9 protein-coding genes are annotated in these 15249 nt (G+C 46.6%); all 9 read left to right on the top strand.

Going from position 1 to position 15249, the window contains the following annotated elements; all coding sequences use genetic code 11:
- Positions 1 to 22: 22 nt before the first annotated feature.
- The 9 genes from fabF (at position 23) to uvrC (ending at position 15226) form a co-directional block, all read left to right on the top strand.
- Positions 23 to 1267, top strand: coding sequence for a beta-ketoacyl-ACP synthase II (gene fabF / locus CCC71_RS08540; protein ID WP_296333442.1), 1245 nt, complete (start codon positions 23 to 25; stop codon positions 1265 to 1267).
- Positions 1268 to 2029 (top strand): ribonuclease III, encoded by a 762-nt coding sequence (gene rnc, locus CCC71_RS08535; protein ID WP_021841452.1) that lies wholly within the window; start codon positions 1268 to 1270, stop codon positions 2027 to 2029.
- A gap of 103 nt (positions 2030 to 2132) precedes the next feature.
- The gene (locus CCC71_RS08530) at positions 2133 to 3248 is read left to right on the top strand and encodes an elongator complex protein 3 (protein WP_226974281.1); all 1116 of its coding nucleotides are present in this window, start codon (positions 2133 to 2135) and stop codon (positions 3246 to 3248) included.
- 60 nt (positions 3249 to 3308) lie between these two features.
- Positions 3309 to 6860, top strand: a complete 3552-nt coding sequence (gene smc / locus CCC71_RS08525) for a chromosome segregation protein SMC (protein ID WP_226974282.1) — start codon at positions 3309 to 3311, stop codon at positions 6858 to 6860.
- Positions 6860 to 7804: a signal recognition particle-docking protein FtsY gene (gene ftsY / locus CCC71_RS08520; protein WP_156704582.1), complete on the top strand. Its 945-nt coding sequence runs from the start codon at positions 6860 to 6862 to the stop codon at positions 7802 to 7804. The genes smc and ftsY overlap by 1 nt, the downstream gene beginning before the upstream one ends.
- On the top strand, positions 7797 to 8243 hold the full coding sequence (locus tag CCC71_RS08515; protein ID WP_156704585.1) for a hypothetical protein: 447 nt from the start codon (positions 7797 to 7799) through the stop codon (positions 8241 to 8243). Before ftsY ends, CCC71_RS08515 begins: the two co-directional genes overlap by 8 nt.
- A 1-nt stretch (position 8244) precedes the next feature.
- Positions 8245 to 10470 (top strand): excinuclease ABC subunit UvrB, encoded by a 2226-nt coding sequence (uvrB, locus tag CCC71_RS08510; protein WP_295269044.1) that lies wholly within the window; start codon positions 8245 to 8247, stop codon positions 10468 to 10470.
- Between the two features lie 65 nt (positions 10471 to 10535).
- Positions 10536 to 13391 (top strand): excinuclease ABC subunit UvrA, encoded by a 2856-nt coding sequence (gene uvrA / locus CCC71_RS08505; protein WP_021841457.1) that lies wholly within the window; start codon positions 10536 to 10538, stop codon positions 13389 to 13391.
- Positions 13391 to 15226, top strand: a complete 1836-nt coding sequence (uvrC, locus tag CCC71_RS08500; RefSeq protein ID WP_021841458.1) for an excinuclease ABC subunit UvrC — start codon at positions 13391 to 13393, stop codon at positions 15224 to 15226. Before uvrA ends, uvrC begins: the two co-directional genes overlap by 1 nt.
- The last annotated feature ends 23 nt before the right edge of the window (positions 15227 to 15249 follow it).

Raw genomic sequence — 15249 nt, 5'->3', positions numbered from 1 at the left:
GTTTACATGTGAGGTGAAATAATTGGAAAAACGTGTTGTTATTACCGGTTTAGGGGCTGTAACGCCTGTAGGTATCGGTAAAGATGCTTTTTATGAAGCTTTATTGGCGGGTAAATCCGGGATTGGCCCGATTACTCATTTTGATGCTTCTGAATATGCTACCCGCATTGCCGGTGAAGTTAAGGATTTTGATATTACGCAGTATGGTGTAGAGAAGAAAGAGTCTCGTCGTATGGACCGCTCCTCTCAATTTGCAATCGCCGCAGCAGTTCTTGCTTTACGCGATTCCAATCTCGATTTGGATAAAGAAGATCGCGACCGTTGCGGTACTGTAGTTGGTACCGGTATCGGTGGGATTGACTCCATCCACGATGTTTATGTTACATTATTCCAGAAAGGACCTAATCGTGTAAGTCCTTTTGCAGTACCTATGATGATTGCCAACATGGTATCCGGCCGTGTGTCCATCGAACTCGGTCTTCGTGGTCCGGCTATTACGGATATTACGGCTTGTGCATCCGGTACAAATTCCATTGGTGATGCATTCCGCATCGTAGCTCGCGGTGACGCAGACATTATGTTTGCCGGCGGTACTGAAGCAGCTGTATCTCCAGCAGCAGTGGCCGGTTTCGCAGCTATGAAAGCTATGTCTACCCGCAATGATGAACCTGAAAAAGCATCCCGTCCATTTGACGCCGATCGTGACGGTTTCGTTATGGGTGAAGGCGCCGGTATCGTTGTGCTTGAAGAATTAGAACATGCTAAAGCGCGTGGTGCTCATATCTACGCTGAAGTAATCGGTTACGGCAGCAATGGTGATGCTTACCACATTACAGCTCCGGCTCCGGGCGGTTTACAAGCTCGTAAATGTATGGAATTGGCCATTAAAGATGCAGGCATCGATCCTAGTGAAATTAACTACATCAATGCTCATGGTACTTCCACAGGTCTTAACGACAAAAACGAAACTACGGCTATTAAGGAATTATTCGGTGACCATGCTAAATCCTTGGCAGTTAACTCGACTAAATCCATGACAGGCCATTTATTGGGCGCAGCCGGTGCTATTGAAGCCATCGTTATGGCTATGGCGATTGAAACCGGTAAAATTCACCCAACCATCAACTTGACTAATCCGGATCCTGAACTCGATTTGGACTATGTTAAAGAAGGGGCTCGTGAATTGAAAGTGAATTGCGCATTATCCAATTCCTTCGGTTTTGGCGGTCATAATGCAACATTACTCGTTCGTCGTTACGAGGACTAATTGAAGGGCCGTAAGACTCATAAGACAATCTCGCACCAAGCTCGCGAAGCAGCGCTTCGAGAGCTTGTGGCGCGTTTGCGTATCCCTTTGACAGATATAAATTTGCTCGACAGAGCGTTTACGCATACGTCTTATGCAAATGAAAATAGAGCAGCTCGCGTTAAGCACAACGAACGTCTGGAATTTCTGGGCGATGCCGTTTTGGACTTAATCATCGGTGAGTATCTGTTTAAAACATATCCTCAAATGACTGAGGGTGAACTGACAAAAATAAAGGCAGCCACTGTTTGCGAAACCTCGTTGGCCACATGTAGTTCCAAATTACATTTTGGTAATTATTTATTGCTTGGGCGAGGCGAAGCGACTTCGGGCGGTCGGGAACGGGCGTCGATTTTAGCGGACACCTTTGAAGCCGTTATCGGTGCTTTATATGTAAATACTTCCTATGAAGTAACGGCACAGTTCGTATTGAGTCATTTGCAAGGATATTTGGAAAAAGCGAAAGACGGTAAGCTCGGCAAGGATTATAAGACTATGTTGCAAGAATATGTGCAGCAGGAAGGCGAGAAACAAATCGTCTATACCTTGCTCAGTGAATCGGGACCCGACCATGATAAGATTTTCTGCATGGAAGTGCGGATTGAAGGCAAGGCCTATGGTTCCGGTACCGGTAAAAGTAAAAAAGAAGCTGAACAAAATGCGGCTCAAGTTACACTTGATTATTTAATCGGCAAAAATGCTTGTCGATTGACGCAGGATTAATTCAGGTATATGGTAAATAGAGGAGCGGCTAATCCGCTCCTTTTTCATATTCTGATATAATGTATAGTGGTAGAAATTTTTAACAAAAATGAGGTAGGTAAAAATGAACCAACACAAAAATAACAGCATAGCTAACGATAAGCCTCACGGTTTGATTCCTTTTTACATACCCCATGCAGGCTGTCCGCAGCAATGTGTATTTTGTAATCAGCATCGCATTGCCGCCGGCGGAGCAAGAGCTTCTGAGGTTGATGTGAAAGCTACCATAGACGAATATATCGGCAACGAGCGGCATGAAAAATATTGGGAAGTGGCCTTCTATGGCGGTAGTTTTTCCGCGTTGCCGGAAGACTTACAACGCTCTTTGTTGGAACCGGCCTATGAGGCCTTGCAAAACGGTGAGATTGATGCCATACGTTGTTCCACTCGTCCTGATGCGCTTGGCGAGACGGAGATAGCACTGTTAAAAGCCTATGGTGTGAACACCGTTGAGATTGGTGTGCAGTCCATGGACGACACGATTTTAACGAGAGCTAAACGAGGTCATTCGTCGGCAGAGGTTGTGGGAGCCGTTCAGCGATTGCAAGAACATGGTTTTACCGTTGGTATTCAGCTATTACCGGGGTTACCCGGTGAAAACTGGCATACGTTAGTGAATACGGCGGTAGCCGTGGCTGAGTTGATGCCTGATTTTGTGCGCATTTATCCGGTTCTAGTCATTGAAGATACGGAGCTGGCCGATGATGTGAGAGCCGGTCGCTACACGCCGCTAACGGTGGCGGAAGCGGTAACGTATAGTGCCTTTTTAAAAGAGTATTTTGAAGAGCATCATATCACGGTGATTCGTACGGGACTGCAGAGTACGCCGGAATTGGATGCAGGTATCGGTTTAGTAGGCGGTCCTTACGAACCGGCCATGGGGGAACTGGTGACGAATTATCAGTGGTTACAGCGATTTTTAAAAGTCTTACGGGACCATAGAGCGGCGAGCTTACCAATGCATTCGGTGACCGTCCTGTATCCGCGTCAACTTACATCAAAAGTGCGTGGCGAAAAGCAACGGAATATGAAATATTTGGCAGAATGCTATACAGACTGCACTTGGCAATGGTATGAACAGGGCTCTAAAAAAGCGAAAGCTATGTTCGGAATAAAGACAAACAAATTTTCGGATAATGTTCTACTTTTTATCGATAATTTTAGGTATAATGTGATATAATAAAAGGTACGTTATTAGATATATTTAAAGTGACTTAAGACACACGGAAAGGTGGTTTGCATGCAACTCTTACGATTAGAGTTAAAAGGATTTAAATCCTTTGCGGACAAAACAATTGTAAAATTTTCACCCGGCATGACGGCTATCGTAGGTCCTAACGGGAGCGGCAAAAGTAATATTACCGATGCCATGCGTTGGGTGCTGGGCGAATCCAATGTGCGCCATTTACGTGGTCAAAAAGCGGAAGATATAATTTTTGCCGGTACGGAAAAGCGTCGTCCCATGAGCACCGCGGAAGTAACCTTGGTGTTCGATAACAGCGACAAACGTTTACATCCCGATTTAGCGGAAGTTGCCTTGACGCGTCGTATCTACCGTAGCGGTGAAAGTGAGTTTTTTATCAATAAAAAAGCTTGTCGCTTGAAGGATATTCAGGCTTTATTGGCTGATACAGGCTTAGGACGCGATTCCATGGCCATTATCGGGCAGAATCGGGTAGATGCTATTTTAAACAGCAAACCGGAAGATCGCCGCCTTTTTTTTGAAGAAGTGGCCGGTATTTCCCGTTTTAAAATGAATAAAGATGAGTCATTGCGCCGCATGGGGCAGACGGACCGCAACATGGAACGGGTGGCCGATTTGATGGCGAATTTGGAAGAGCAAATGGAACCGCTCCGAGAGAAGGCGGCCAAGACACAGGCTCATGCCGAATTAAGTCAAAAGAAACGCCTCTATGACGGAGCGTTGGCTTTTCACGATTATAAAGTGGCGGATCGTTTATTCACAAAACAGGAAAATGAAAAGATTGCGTTGCAGCAGGAAGAAATAGAAATCAATACGGAACTGGCCGGTTTAGGTGCACGGGAACAGCAGTTAAAGTTAAAATCCGAGGAACAACAGCAAGCTTTGCGGCAACAAGAAGAATTATATGCGAAAGCTCAAAAAGAAGAAGCCCGGCTCGAAGGGGAAAAAAATGTGCTGGCCGAGCAATTGCGGAATGCGGACAAAGAACTGCAGGAATTGCGTGATCGTATTCATGAAATAGAAGCGACTATCGCCGGTGACAAGCAAAAAGTGTTGGTCCATCAGAAACTGTTGGCCGACGGTGCCGGTGAATTGACGGCCAAAGAAGCGGCTTTGCAGACGGCTGAGCAAGCGTATGAAGCGGCTCGTCAAGAATTGCAGCGCATTCAAGGTGAGTTCCAAACGGCGCAAAAAGCGGTGGCCGCACGCCATGATGAACAATTACAGTTAGTCGGTCAAGTGGAAAAATTCCGCGTAGAATTACAAACTTTAAACGGCGAACTTACCAAAACAGGCGAACTGGTAACCACTTTGACGGAAGAATTGCAAACGGTGGGGGCCGAAGAAGCGGAAGCTTTAACGAAGCAGCAGACTTTGCAAGAGCAGCAGGAAGCTAATCGCGCCGAACGGGACCAAGAGCAGCAAACATTAGGGGAATTACGAAAACTTCGTCAACAGTTGGAACGGGACGTTCAAACCGGGCGCCGTGAAGAACAACGCATGGAAGGACGTTTACAACTCTTGGCGCAGTGGGCTGAACAGCATGAAGGTTATGCAGACGGTACGCGTAACGCCCTGGCCGCTAAGGAGCCGTGGCAGCAGGACTTACTGGGGGCTATCGGTGATTTGTTTACGGTAAAGCCGGAATTTGCCACGGCTCTCGATATTGCCTTAGGGGGCAGTATTAACCATGTAGTATCGCGTACCTCGCGAGCTGCCGCTGATTGTATTGCCTATTTAAAACGGACTCAAGGCGGTCGCGTTACTTTTTTACCGTTAGAAACGGTGCACGGTCAGGCCATTAATACACCGGCTCTCAATGAATCGGGCGTATTGGGGCGGGCCGTAGATTGTATTACTTTTGATGAAACGTATCGTGGTGTTTTCACCTACTTGTTGGGGCGTACTCTCGTAGTGGAAACGATGGAGCAGGCTATTGCTCTACAGAAAAAATATAAGCAACAGCTTCGTTTAGTGACACTGGGAGGCGAACAATTCCAACCGGGCGGTTCTTTAGCCGGTGGTGTGACCAAACGGCGTAAAGCCTCCGTTATGGCTCAAAAAGAAGAGATGGGCCTGTTAAATACCAAATTGCAGGTATTACAAGCAGAGTTAGTTAAAAAACAACAAGCTGCCGCTGACTACGAAAAACAGTTTGAAGAATTAAGTGAACAGTTGGCAGCGAAACAAAATAGTTGGGATGAGCAGCATACCTTGCTTTTGACGGCGGAATCCATTTTAAAAACAACGCGGGAACGAAAGTTGCGCAAGGAACAGGTGCTGCAAAACAATTTGGCGGAGCAGGACCGTTTGACCGGTGAACAGGCTCGTGTTACGATGACATTGGCACAAGCGGAAAGTGCTCTTAAGACTTTGAATGAAAATATTCAGGCTGATGGCGGTCATTCGGTGACCCTGGCTGAATTGGAGCGCTGTCAAAAAGCGCAGGACGAAGTCGGTCAGGTGCGTCAAGATGCACGTTTGCACTATGAACAATTAAAGCAGCAACAAAGTTACGGTGAACAGCAAATCAATGATTGGCAAAGCGCTATCGAGCAAAATGTAGCGCGTATGAAGCCGTTACAAATGCAGCTGGATGTTCGTGAACAACAGGTAAATACTGAATTACCACAGAAATTGAGTGATTTGGAGCATGCTTATGAAGCCCAAGCTAAGGCGACGGCGGAATTAGCCAAGCAGCGCGACGCGCTGTATGAATCACATAGTGAACAGCAGCGAACGTTAGCTGATTATTCCACGGAGCGCGAAACTTTGGATACTCGTCAAAAAAGGGTTCAACAGCGTTTGGTGCAGATGGAAGGTCAGCTGGCAAAATATGAAATGAATAGCGAACAGGCTTTACAAAAAATCGCCGAACTCGGTTTTTCACGAGAAGAAGCACAGGCTTTACAGCCGGAAGGGGCTGTAGCGGATTGGCGTCTCGAAGAAGGTAAGTTGAGTGCTGAACTGGAAGCCTTAGGGGCGGTTAACCCGGAAGCGGTAGCTGAATATGAAGCGGCGCAGACGAAACAGGCTTTTTATGAAACGCAGCAATCCGATTTGGAACAGGCTAAGGCTCAGTTGGAAGCGGTTATTGCAGAGATTGATAAAGCGATGGCCTTACAGCTCGGCGAAGTCCTTGAAGTGGTGGGCGATCGTTTTCAGGCCGTGTTCAGCAAGTTGTTCGGCGGCGGCACAGCTCAGATAGTGCTCACCGATCCGGATAATATTTTGACCAGCGGCATTGATTTTTATATTCAACCACCCGGTAAAAAACGCCAACAGTTAACGCTGTTGTCCGGTGGTGAGCGGGCCCTTACAGTTATAGCCTTGCTGTTCTCCTTCTTGGATTACAGACCGGCACCGTTCTGTGTGCTCGATGAAGTGGACGCGGCGTTGGACGAAGCCAATGTAGAACGTTTTGGCAGCTATTTACAACGACTGGGTGACGATACGCAGTTTATTGTTGTATCGCATCGTAAACGAACTATGGAGGCGGCCTTGGTATTACAAGGTGTTACCATGGTGGAACGAGGTGTTTCCCGATTGTTAACAGTAGCCTTTGATGAAATAGAGGAGGATATGTAATGAGTTTTTGGAATAAAACCAAGAAATTTCTTGGTTTCGGCGATGCCTTAGAAAATACGAAAAAGAAGTTTACCGAAGCCATTGAAACGGTCATTATCGGCTATGCCAAGATTGACGACGACTTCTTGGATGATTTGGAGGTCGCCATGATTACCGCCGACCTGGGCAGTAAGACGACGGAACTTTTGATGAAAGAAATTCGTCGCGGTGTTACGGAAGGCAAAATCAATCATACCAATGAAGTGATGAACTACATTGAAGAATACATTACGAAGTTACTGGAAGAACAGGAAGAAACTTTGGAAATGCATTCGCCGGAAGTTATTTTGGTAGTGGGCGTTAATGGGGTAGGTAAAACAACGACTATTGCCAAACTGGCTCATTATTATAAAGAAGCCGGCAAAAAGGTGGTGTTGGCGGCAGCCGATACGTTCCGTGCAGCCGCTTCCGAACAGCTCACTATCTGGGCGGAACGAGCCGATGTGCCTATCGTAAAACATCAGGAAGGGGCCGATCCGGCCGCTGTCGTATACGATGCCTTGGCATCGGCGAAAGCACGTAATGCAGATATTGTGATTATCGATACAGCCGGCCGTTTGCACACAAAAACCAACTTGATGGAAGAATTGAAGAAAATCGGCCGCGTAGCAGACCGTCAGGTTCCGGGAGCGCCGCATCAAACCCTATTGATTTTGGACGGCACCACCGGTCAGAATGCGGTTAGCCAAGCTAAATTATTCGGCCAGGCTGTACCGATTACCGGTATTATTGTGACTAAATTAGACGGCACCGCCAAAGGGGGCGTCGTAATTTCCATTAAAGAAGAACTGGGGGTTCCCGTTCGTTGGATTGGCATCGGTGAAAAAATTGATGACTTAAAACCATTCAATGCGAAAGAATTTGCCAATGCCTTGTTTGATAAAGGAATGAGTACGAATGAATAATCAAATGAGCCGTGCTGAGTTGGTAGCTTATGCACGGGCTGAAAATATAGCTAATCATTTCGGCGCACCATCCGAAGCGCTGGATACATTAGGCGATTTATTGGCTTACATCGGCAATGAAATGTATCGTCCGGTGACACGCTTGATGCTTCAAAATTGGAATCAATTGAATGATCGCATCGAACATTTTACGCCGGAAGAGTGGATTTTACCAACTGAGATTGCCAATAAAGAAGGGCTTGATAAAAAAGCCGTAGCCTTATTGATTGAAGTCTTGGAAGGTGTGGATACACCCATTCAAGAAGCTGACGGTAAACGCACGGAAATGAATGAATTGGAAAAGCAACGTTTGCAAGAGCATATCGAAAAGGTGAGAGCGGAAGAAGCTGCCATGGCTCAGGCCGAAGCAGAACGCCTCATGCGTGAAGAAGGTAAATAATATGGCACATCCACATATTCATCGTAATTACGAAGGTAATATGACTCCTTTTAAGGTTGAAGCACCTTTTGAACCAATGGGCGATCAGCCGGCAGCCATTCAATCGTTGGTGCAGGGCGTCAATAACGGCGACTGGGCACAGGTTCTGTTGGGGGCTACCGGTACGGGTAAAACCTATACCATGGCCAAGTTAATTGAAGGCGTGCAAAAACCGACTTTAGTTATTGCTCATAATAAAACCTTGGCTGCGCAATTATGCAGTGAGTTTAAAAGCTTTTTTCCCAATAATGCGGTGGAATATTTTGTGTCTTATTATGATTTTTACCAACCGGAAGCATATATTGCGTCAACCGATACATATATTGAAAAAGATGCATCCATTAACGATGAAATCGATAAATTGCGTCACTCGGCTACAATGAGTTTGTTTGAGCGTCGCGATGTGATTATTGTGGCCTCTGTAAGCTGTATTTACGGCTTAGGTGACCCGGAAGACTACAGCGATTTGGTTGTATCGCTCCGTTTGGGGCAAGAACGAAGTCGTGACGATATTTTGAAAAAACTGGTGGATATTCAATACAGTCGCAATGATATTAATTTTACCCGTGGTACTTTCCGTGTCCACGGCGATACGATAGAAGTATTTCCGGCAGCCAATAGTGAACGAGTCGTTCGCATTGAATTATTCGGCGATGAAATTGACCGTTTGTCCGAAGTGGATGTTTTGACCGGTGAAGTAATTGCCGATCGCAAGCATGTGGCCATTTATCCGGCCTCTCACTATGTAACGACCCGTGAAAAATTGCAACTCGCCATTGAGCGTATTGAAACAGAATTGGCGGAGCAGTTGGAATTTCTTAAATCACGGGACCGTTTACTGGAAGCCCAGCGTTTGGAGCAACGAACTCGTTACGATATTGAAATGATGCAGGAAATGGGCTATTGCTCAGGCATCGAAAACTATTCCCGCCTTTTATCCAATCGTAAACCGGGGGAAGCACCGTATACGTTGATTGATTATTTTCCGGATGATTTTTTGATTTTGATTGACGAATCCCATGTAACGATTCCACAATTGCGGGCCATGTATAATGGCGACCGGGCTCGTAAGGAAAACTTAATCGAGTATGGCTTCCGTTTGCCTTCCGCTTTGGATAACCGCCCGTTGAAGTTTGAAGAATTCCAAGAGCGAATTAATCAGATTGTATACGTATCGGCTACACCGGGCCCGTATGAAATGGAAGTGCAGACCAATATTGCGGAGCAGATTATTCGTCCTACCGGTTTATTGGATCCGCTTATTGAAGTGCGTCCCATTAAAGGGCAAATGGATGATTTGTTAGGCGAAATTAAAGTGCGGGCCGCTAAGAATGAGCGTGTCCTCGTAACGACATTGACGAAGAAAATGGCGGAAGATTTGACGGAGTTTCTCAAAGAAGTGGGCATTCGTGTGCGCTACTTACATTCCGATATTGCCACCATTGAGCGTGCCGATATTATTCGTGACCTGCGGGCCGGTGTTTTTGATGTGTTGGTGGGTATTAACTTACTTCGTGAAGGTCTGGATATGCCGGAAGTTTCCTTGGTGGCTATTCTTGATGCGGATAAGGAAGGGTTCCTCCGCAGTGATACCTCTTTGATTCAGACTATCGGTCGTGCGGCGCGTAATGAAAATGGTCGTGTTATTATGTATGCGGACCGTATTACAGGTTCTATGGATCGGGCAATCACTGAAACGGAACGCCGTCGTGAAGTACAGAACGCCTACAATAAGAAACACAATATTACGCCAAAATCGATTCATAAAGAAGTTAAAGAATTGATTGAATTGACTAAATTGGAAGAAGAAGAGGCCGGTAGTAAAGCCGGTAGTGCTAAGCGCACCGGTCGCGGTAAAAATGATGGCTACGATGACGGCGCAGCGGCTGTTGCTTCCGCTAAAAAAGGGCGCACTGCCAAAACAGGCGCTAAAGCGGGTAATAAAGGCGGCGCCAAAACGTCAGGCAAGGCTAAAGGGGTACAAGCTGTGGCTGATGGCACCGCTACTTATGAAGCGGCACCGGAATTAACCGTGGAAGATGTATTTAACAAGATTGAAGAAACTACGCGTCTCATGAAGGCGGCCGCTAAACAGCTTGAATTCGAAAAAGCAGCCGAACTTCGTGATGAACTCGGTATTTTAAGGCAGCAATTGTCTGACTTACAGGATGTACGTCGTAAAAAATAGGAACTTATGGGCAAGGCATTCTGTCTTGCCTATTTGTCCGTTAATTTGATAATCGGGAGGTTATCGTGAAAGAACAAATTATAGTAAAAGGGGCGCGTCAGCATAACCTTAAGAATATAGATGTGGCCTTGCCACGGGACAAGTTTATTGTCATTACCGGGCTTAGCGGCTCCGGTAAATCGTCGCTCGCTTTCGATACGATTTATGCGGAAGGGCAGCGACGCTATGTAGAATCCTTGTCGGCCTATGCGCGTCAATTTTTGGGCCAAATGGATAAACCGGATGTGGATTATATTGAAGGTTTGTCACCGGCCATCTCTATCGATCAGAAAACAACCAGTCGCAACCCTCGATCTACGGTGGGGACAGTGACGGAAATATATGACTATTTACGCTTATTGTTTGCTCGTGTGGGCCATGCCTTTTGTCCGCAGTGCGGTAAGCCAATTACGCAGCAATCTATCGAGCAGATGGCCGATGACGTAATGACCTTGCCGGAACGCACTAAATTGCTCATTATGGCGCCTATATTGCGCGGCAAAAAAGGGGAACATAAGCAATTATTGGAACGTCTTCGCAAAGAAGGGTTTGCCCGTGTCCGCATAGATGGTGATATTCGCACCTTGGACGAAGATATTGAATTGGCAAAGACTAAAAAGCATGATATAGAAATCGTGATTGACCGTTTGGTAGTGAAAGAAGGCATTGAGAGCCGTTTATCAGACTCCATGGAAACAGCTGCCAAATGGGGCGAAGGCATTGTGGTGGTGCAGGAAGTGGATGGACCGTCACATATGTACAGCCAGCATTTTGCCTGTCCCGATTGCCATATTTCTTTACCGGCTATCGAGCCGCGCATGTTCTCCTTCAATAGCCCGTTCGGTGCTTGTCCGGCCTGCTTGGGTATCGGCAGCACCATGGAAGTGGACGAAGAGCGGGTAATTCCGGATGGCGATGTGTCTTTTGCGGACGGCGCCGTATTGCCTTTAAGTTCCAATCCGAATGCATGGTTTATGCGTCAATTGGAAGGTTTATTGAAGGCTCATGGCTATGATTTATCGGCTACGTATAATGAACTACCGAAGAAATTACAACAAATGGTGATGAACGGCAGTACCGATAAAGTAACCTTCGAGTATGAAAATATGCGCGGTGAAGTAAAGACGTTCCACACGGAGTACGAAGGTATTTTGCCTATGGTAAAACGTCGTCACAGCGAAGCTTCTACCGACTCTATGCGTGAAGCCTTTGAAGAATTCATGTCCATCAAACCATGTAAAACTTGCGGCGGTGCCCGCTTAAAACCGGAAGCCTTAGCCGTGCGCGTAGGCGATAAAAACATCAACGAAGTGACGCAGCTCACCATCAGTGATGCGGTGAACTTCTTTGATACCGTGCCGCTTACGGAGCGCGAACAGTTTATCGGTAACCAGATTTTAAAAGAAATCAAAGCACGCCTCATGTTCCTCAATAATGTGGGTCTCGATTATCTCACCATGAATCGTAATGCCGGAACTTTGTCGGGCGGTGAAGCTCAGCGTATTCGCTTGGCTACCCAAATCGGTTCAGGCTTGGTAGGCGTTTTATACATTCTCGACGAACCGTCTATTGGTCTCCATCAACGCGATAATGATCGCTTAATCGGGACTTTGAAGGGTCTTCGTGACCTCGGTAATACCTTATTGGTCGTGGAACATGATGAAGACACCATGTTAGCGGCCGACTATTTGGTAGATATCGGACCGGGCGCCGGTGAGCACGGAGGGGAGATCATCGCCCAAGGGACGGCTCAGGAAGTAATGGCCAATGAAAACTCCATTACAGGGCAGTATCTGAGCGGTCGTAAATTTATACCGTTGCCGGAAACCAGACGCAAGTCCAACGGCAATGTGTTGGAAATTCGCGGTGCCTCGGAAAATAACTTAAAGAATATTAATGTAAAATTCCCACTTGGCGTTTTCACGGTGGTAACCGGTGTGAGCGGCTCCGGTAAATCCACCTTAATTAATGAGATTCTCTACAAGGGCATGGCGAATCATTTATATCGCTCCTATCACAAGGTAGGGGCTCATAAAGAGATTCGCGGCACTGAAAATATCGATAAAATCATCAATATTGACCAGAGTCCGATCGGACGTACGCCGCGTTCCAATCCGGCCACTTATACGGGTGTATTCGATTCCATTCGTGAATTGTACAGTCAAACGCCGGAAGCTAAAATGCGGGGCTATAAGCAGGGGCGTTTCAGCTTTAACGTCCGTGGCGGTCGCTGCGAAGCTTGTCGCGGTGACGGTATCATCAAAATTGAAATGCATTTCTTACCGGACGTGTATGTGCCTTGTGAAGTCTGCAAAGGAGCTCGTTATAATCGGGAAACTTTGGAAGTTAAATATAAAGGTAAATCCATTGCCGATGTATTGGATATGGTGGTGGATGAGGCAGTTGAGTTTTTTAAATCCATTCCGAAAATCCATCGCAAGCTTGAAACGTTACAACAGGTAGGTTTGGGGTATATTCGTTTGGGCCAGCCGGCGACAACCTTGTCCGGTGGTGAAGCACAGCGTGTAAAACTGGCTACCGAATTGGCTCGTCGCAGTACGGGTAAGACTTTATATATCCTGGACGAACCGACAACGGGCTTGCATGCGGAAGATATTCGCAAGCTGCTCGATGTGTTACAAAAATTAGTTGACGCCGGCGATACAGTAGTCGTTATCGAGCATAATTTGGACGTTATTAAAACGGCGGACCATATTATCGACTTAGGTCCTGAAGGGGGCGTACGCGGCGGTACCATTGTCGGTACGGGCACGCCGGAACAAATCGCCAAAATGGAAGGCAGTTATACCGGAAAGTTCTTGGGGCCTGTTTTGGCAAAAACAAAACGATTTATGGATGAAGCTAAGAAAGCAGGTCAATAATGGTTACGGAAGAAGTATTGGAGAAAATCAGCCATTTGCCGACCACGCCGGGCGTATATTTATGGCGGGACCAATATAAACGTATCATTTATGTGGGCAAAGCCATAAATCTGCGCAATCGCGTCCGTTCCTATGTGCGCAATGATATCAATCGGGCTCCAAAGGTAACAGCCATGATGCGACGCGCCGTTGATGTGGAGGTCATTCAGACCAAGACGGAAATGGAAGCGTTAATTTTGGAAAATACGCTCATTAAGGAACATCATCCGAAGTATAATATTATGCTCCGCGATGATAAGACCTATCCCTATGTGAAGGTGACGGTGCAGGAGGAGTATCCGCGGGTGCTCATGGTGCGCCGCATGGTGCGTGACGGGGCCAAGTATTTTGGACCGTTTACGGATGTGACGGCCGTACATCAGACTTTAAAATTGTTCCGCCGTCATTTCCCCTTGCGCACTTGTTCAAATATGAATGTACCGCGACCATGCTTGCAGTATCATTTGGGTTATTGTGAGGCTCCTTGTCAAGGCTTGGTATCACCGGAAAAATACCGCTCCTATATCGATCAAATCGTACAGGTATTGGAGGGTAAACCGATTCCTCTTTTAGGCGAATTGAAGCAGCAAATGGAAGCGGCGGCGGAAGAGCTTGATTTTGAAAAGGCGGCTCAACTGCGCGATCAATTGCAGGCATTGGAAAAGCTTCGTGAAAAACAGCGCATGGTAACCCAACGCGGTGATATTGACGTAGTCGGTATCGCCATGGAAGGCCTCATGGCCTGTGTGCAGGTCTTTTTCATCCGTTCCGGCCGTATGTTGGGGCGTGAAAACTTTTTCATTAAAAATGAAGGTGATGACGCCGCTACGGTTATGACGGAATTTATAAAACAATACTATGGCGGCACCACATTCGTGCCAAAAGAAGTATTGTTGCCTTATGAAACGGAAGAACGGGAACTCTTTGTGGAGTGGTTCACCGAAATGAAGGGCCAAAATGTTGAGGTTTCGGTGCCACAACGAGGTTATAAGCATGATTTGATTAAGATGGCGGCGGAAAACGCCCAGAACTTCCTGGAAGAGCGTCGTCGTCAATGGCAATATGATTTGGATAAGAGCGGCGGCGCCGTTAAGAAATTGGCGGAAGTCCTCGACTTGCCGAGACTCCCGGAACGTATGGAATGCATCGATATATCCCATACGCAGGGCAGTGAAACGGTGGCTTCCATGGTTGTCTTTGAAGACGGTAAACCGGCGAAGAAGGAATATCGTCGTTTTAAATTAAAGACGGTTCAGGGCAAACCGGATGACTTTAAATCCATGGCTGAAATTATGGAACGCCGTTACGGCAATGAAACGGATTGGCCTATGCCGGATTTAATTATCATCGATGGCGGTAAGGGGCAGCTCAACGCAGCCTTGCCTTTAATCAGAGCAGTCGGTGTGACGGATGTGCCGGTTATTTCGCTGGCTAAACGAATTGAAGAAGTTTTTGTGGAAGGTCAGTCGGAAAGTATCATATTATCTCATCATTCGCCGGAATTGCAGTTATTGCAACAAATTCGTGACGAAGCTCACCGCTTTGCCATTACGTATCATCGTAAATTACGGGGCAAGCGCAATTTGGAGTCGATTCTGGATCATATTGAAGGTATCGGACCAAAACGGCGTAAAGCATTGTGGCAGGCTTTTGGCAATTTAGAAGGTATTAAGGCGGCTACGGAAGAGGAATTGGCAGCCGTGCCGGGAATGAATCAAAAAACGGCGGCGGAAGTGTATCGATTTTTCCGTTTGTCTAAAGATGAAAAGCGTGCTACCATTGAAGGAGACCGCTAGCAGTTATAGCGGATTTTATAAGT

The sequence above is a fragment of the Veillonella sp. LMAG:90 genome, from assembly GCF_008679445.1.
Taxonomy (GTDB): Bacteria; Bacillota; Negativicutes; order Veillonellales; family Veillonellaceae; genus Veillonella_A.
Note: the sequence above shows the minus strand (reverse complement) of the source record. Positions and strands in the feature narration are given on the sequence as shown.

Coding starts and splice junctions, on each gene's coding strand:
- CCC71_RS08530 (WP_226974281.1), top strand. CDS start 2,133: ATGAACCAACACAAAAATAACAGCATAGCTAACGATAAGCCTCACGGT.
- smc (WP_226974282.1), top strand. CDS start 3,309: ATGCAACTCTTACGATTAGAGTTAAAAGGATTTAAATCCTTTGCGGAC.
- ftsY (WP_156704582.1), top strand. CDS start 6,860: ATGAGTTTTTGGAATAAAACCAAGAAATTTCTTGGTTTCGGCGATGCC.
- CCC71_RS08515 (WP_156704585.1), top strand. CDS start 7,797: ATGAATAATCAAATGAGCCGTGCTGAGTTGGTAGCTTATGCACGGGCT.
- uvrB (WP_295269044.1), top strand. CDS start 8,245: ATGGCACATCCACATATTCATCGTAATTACGAAGGTAATATGACTCCT.
- uvrC (WP_021841458.1), top strand. CDS start 13,391: ATGGTTACGGAAGAAGTATTGGAGAAAATCAGCCATTTGCCGACCACG.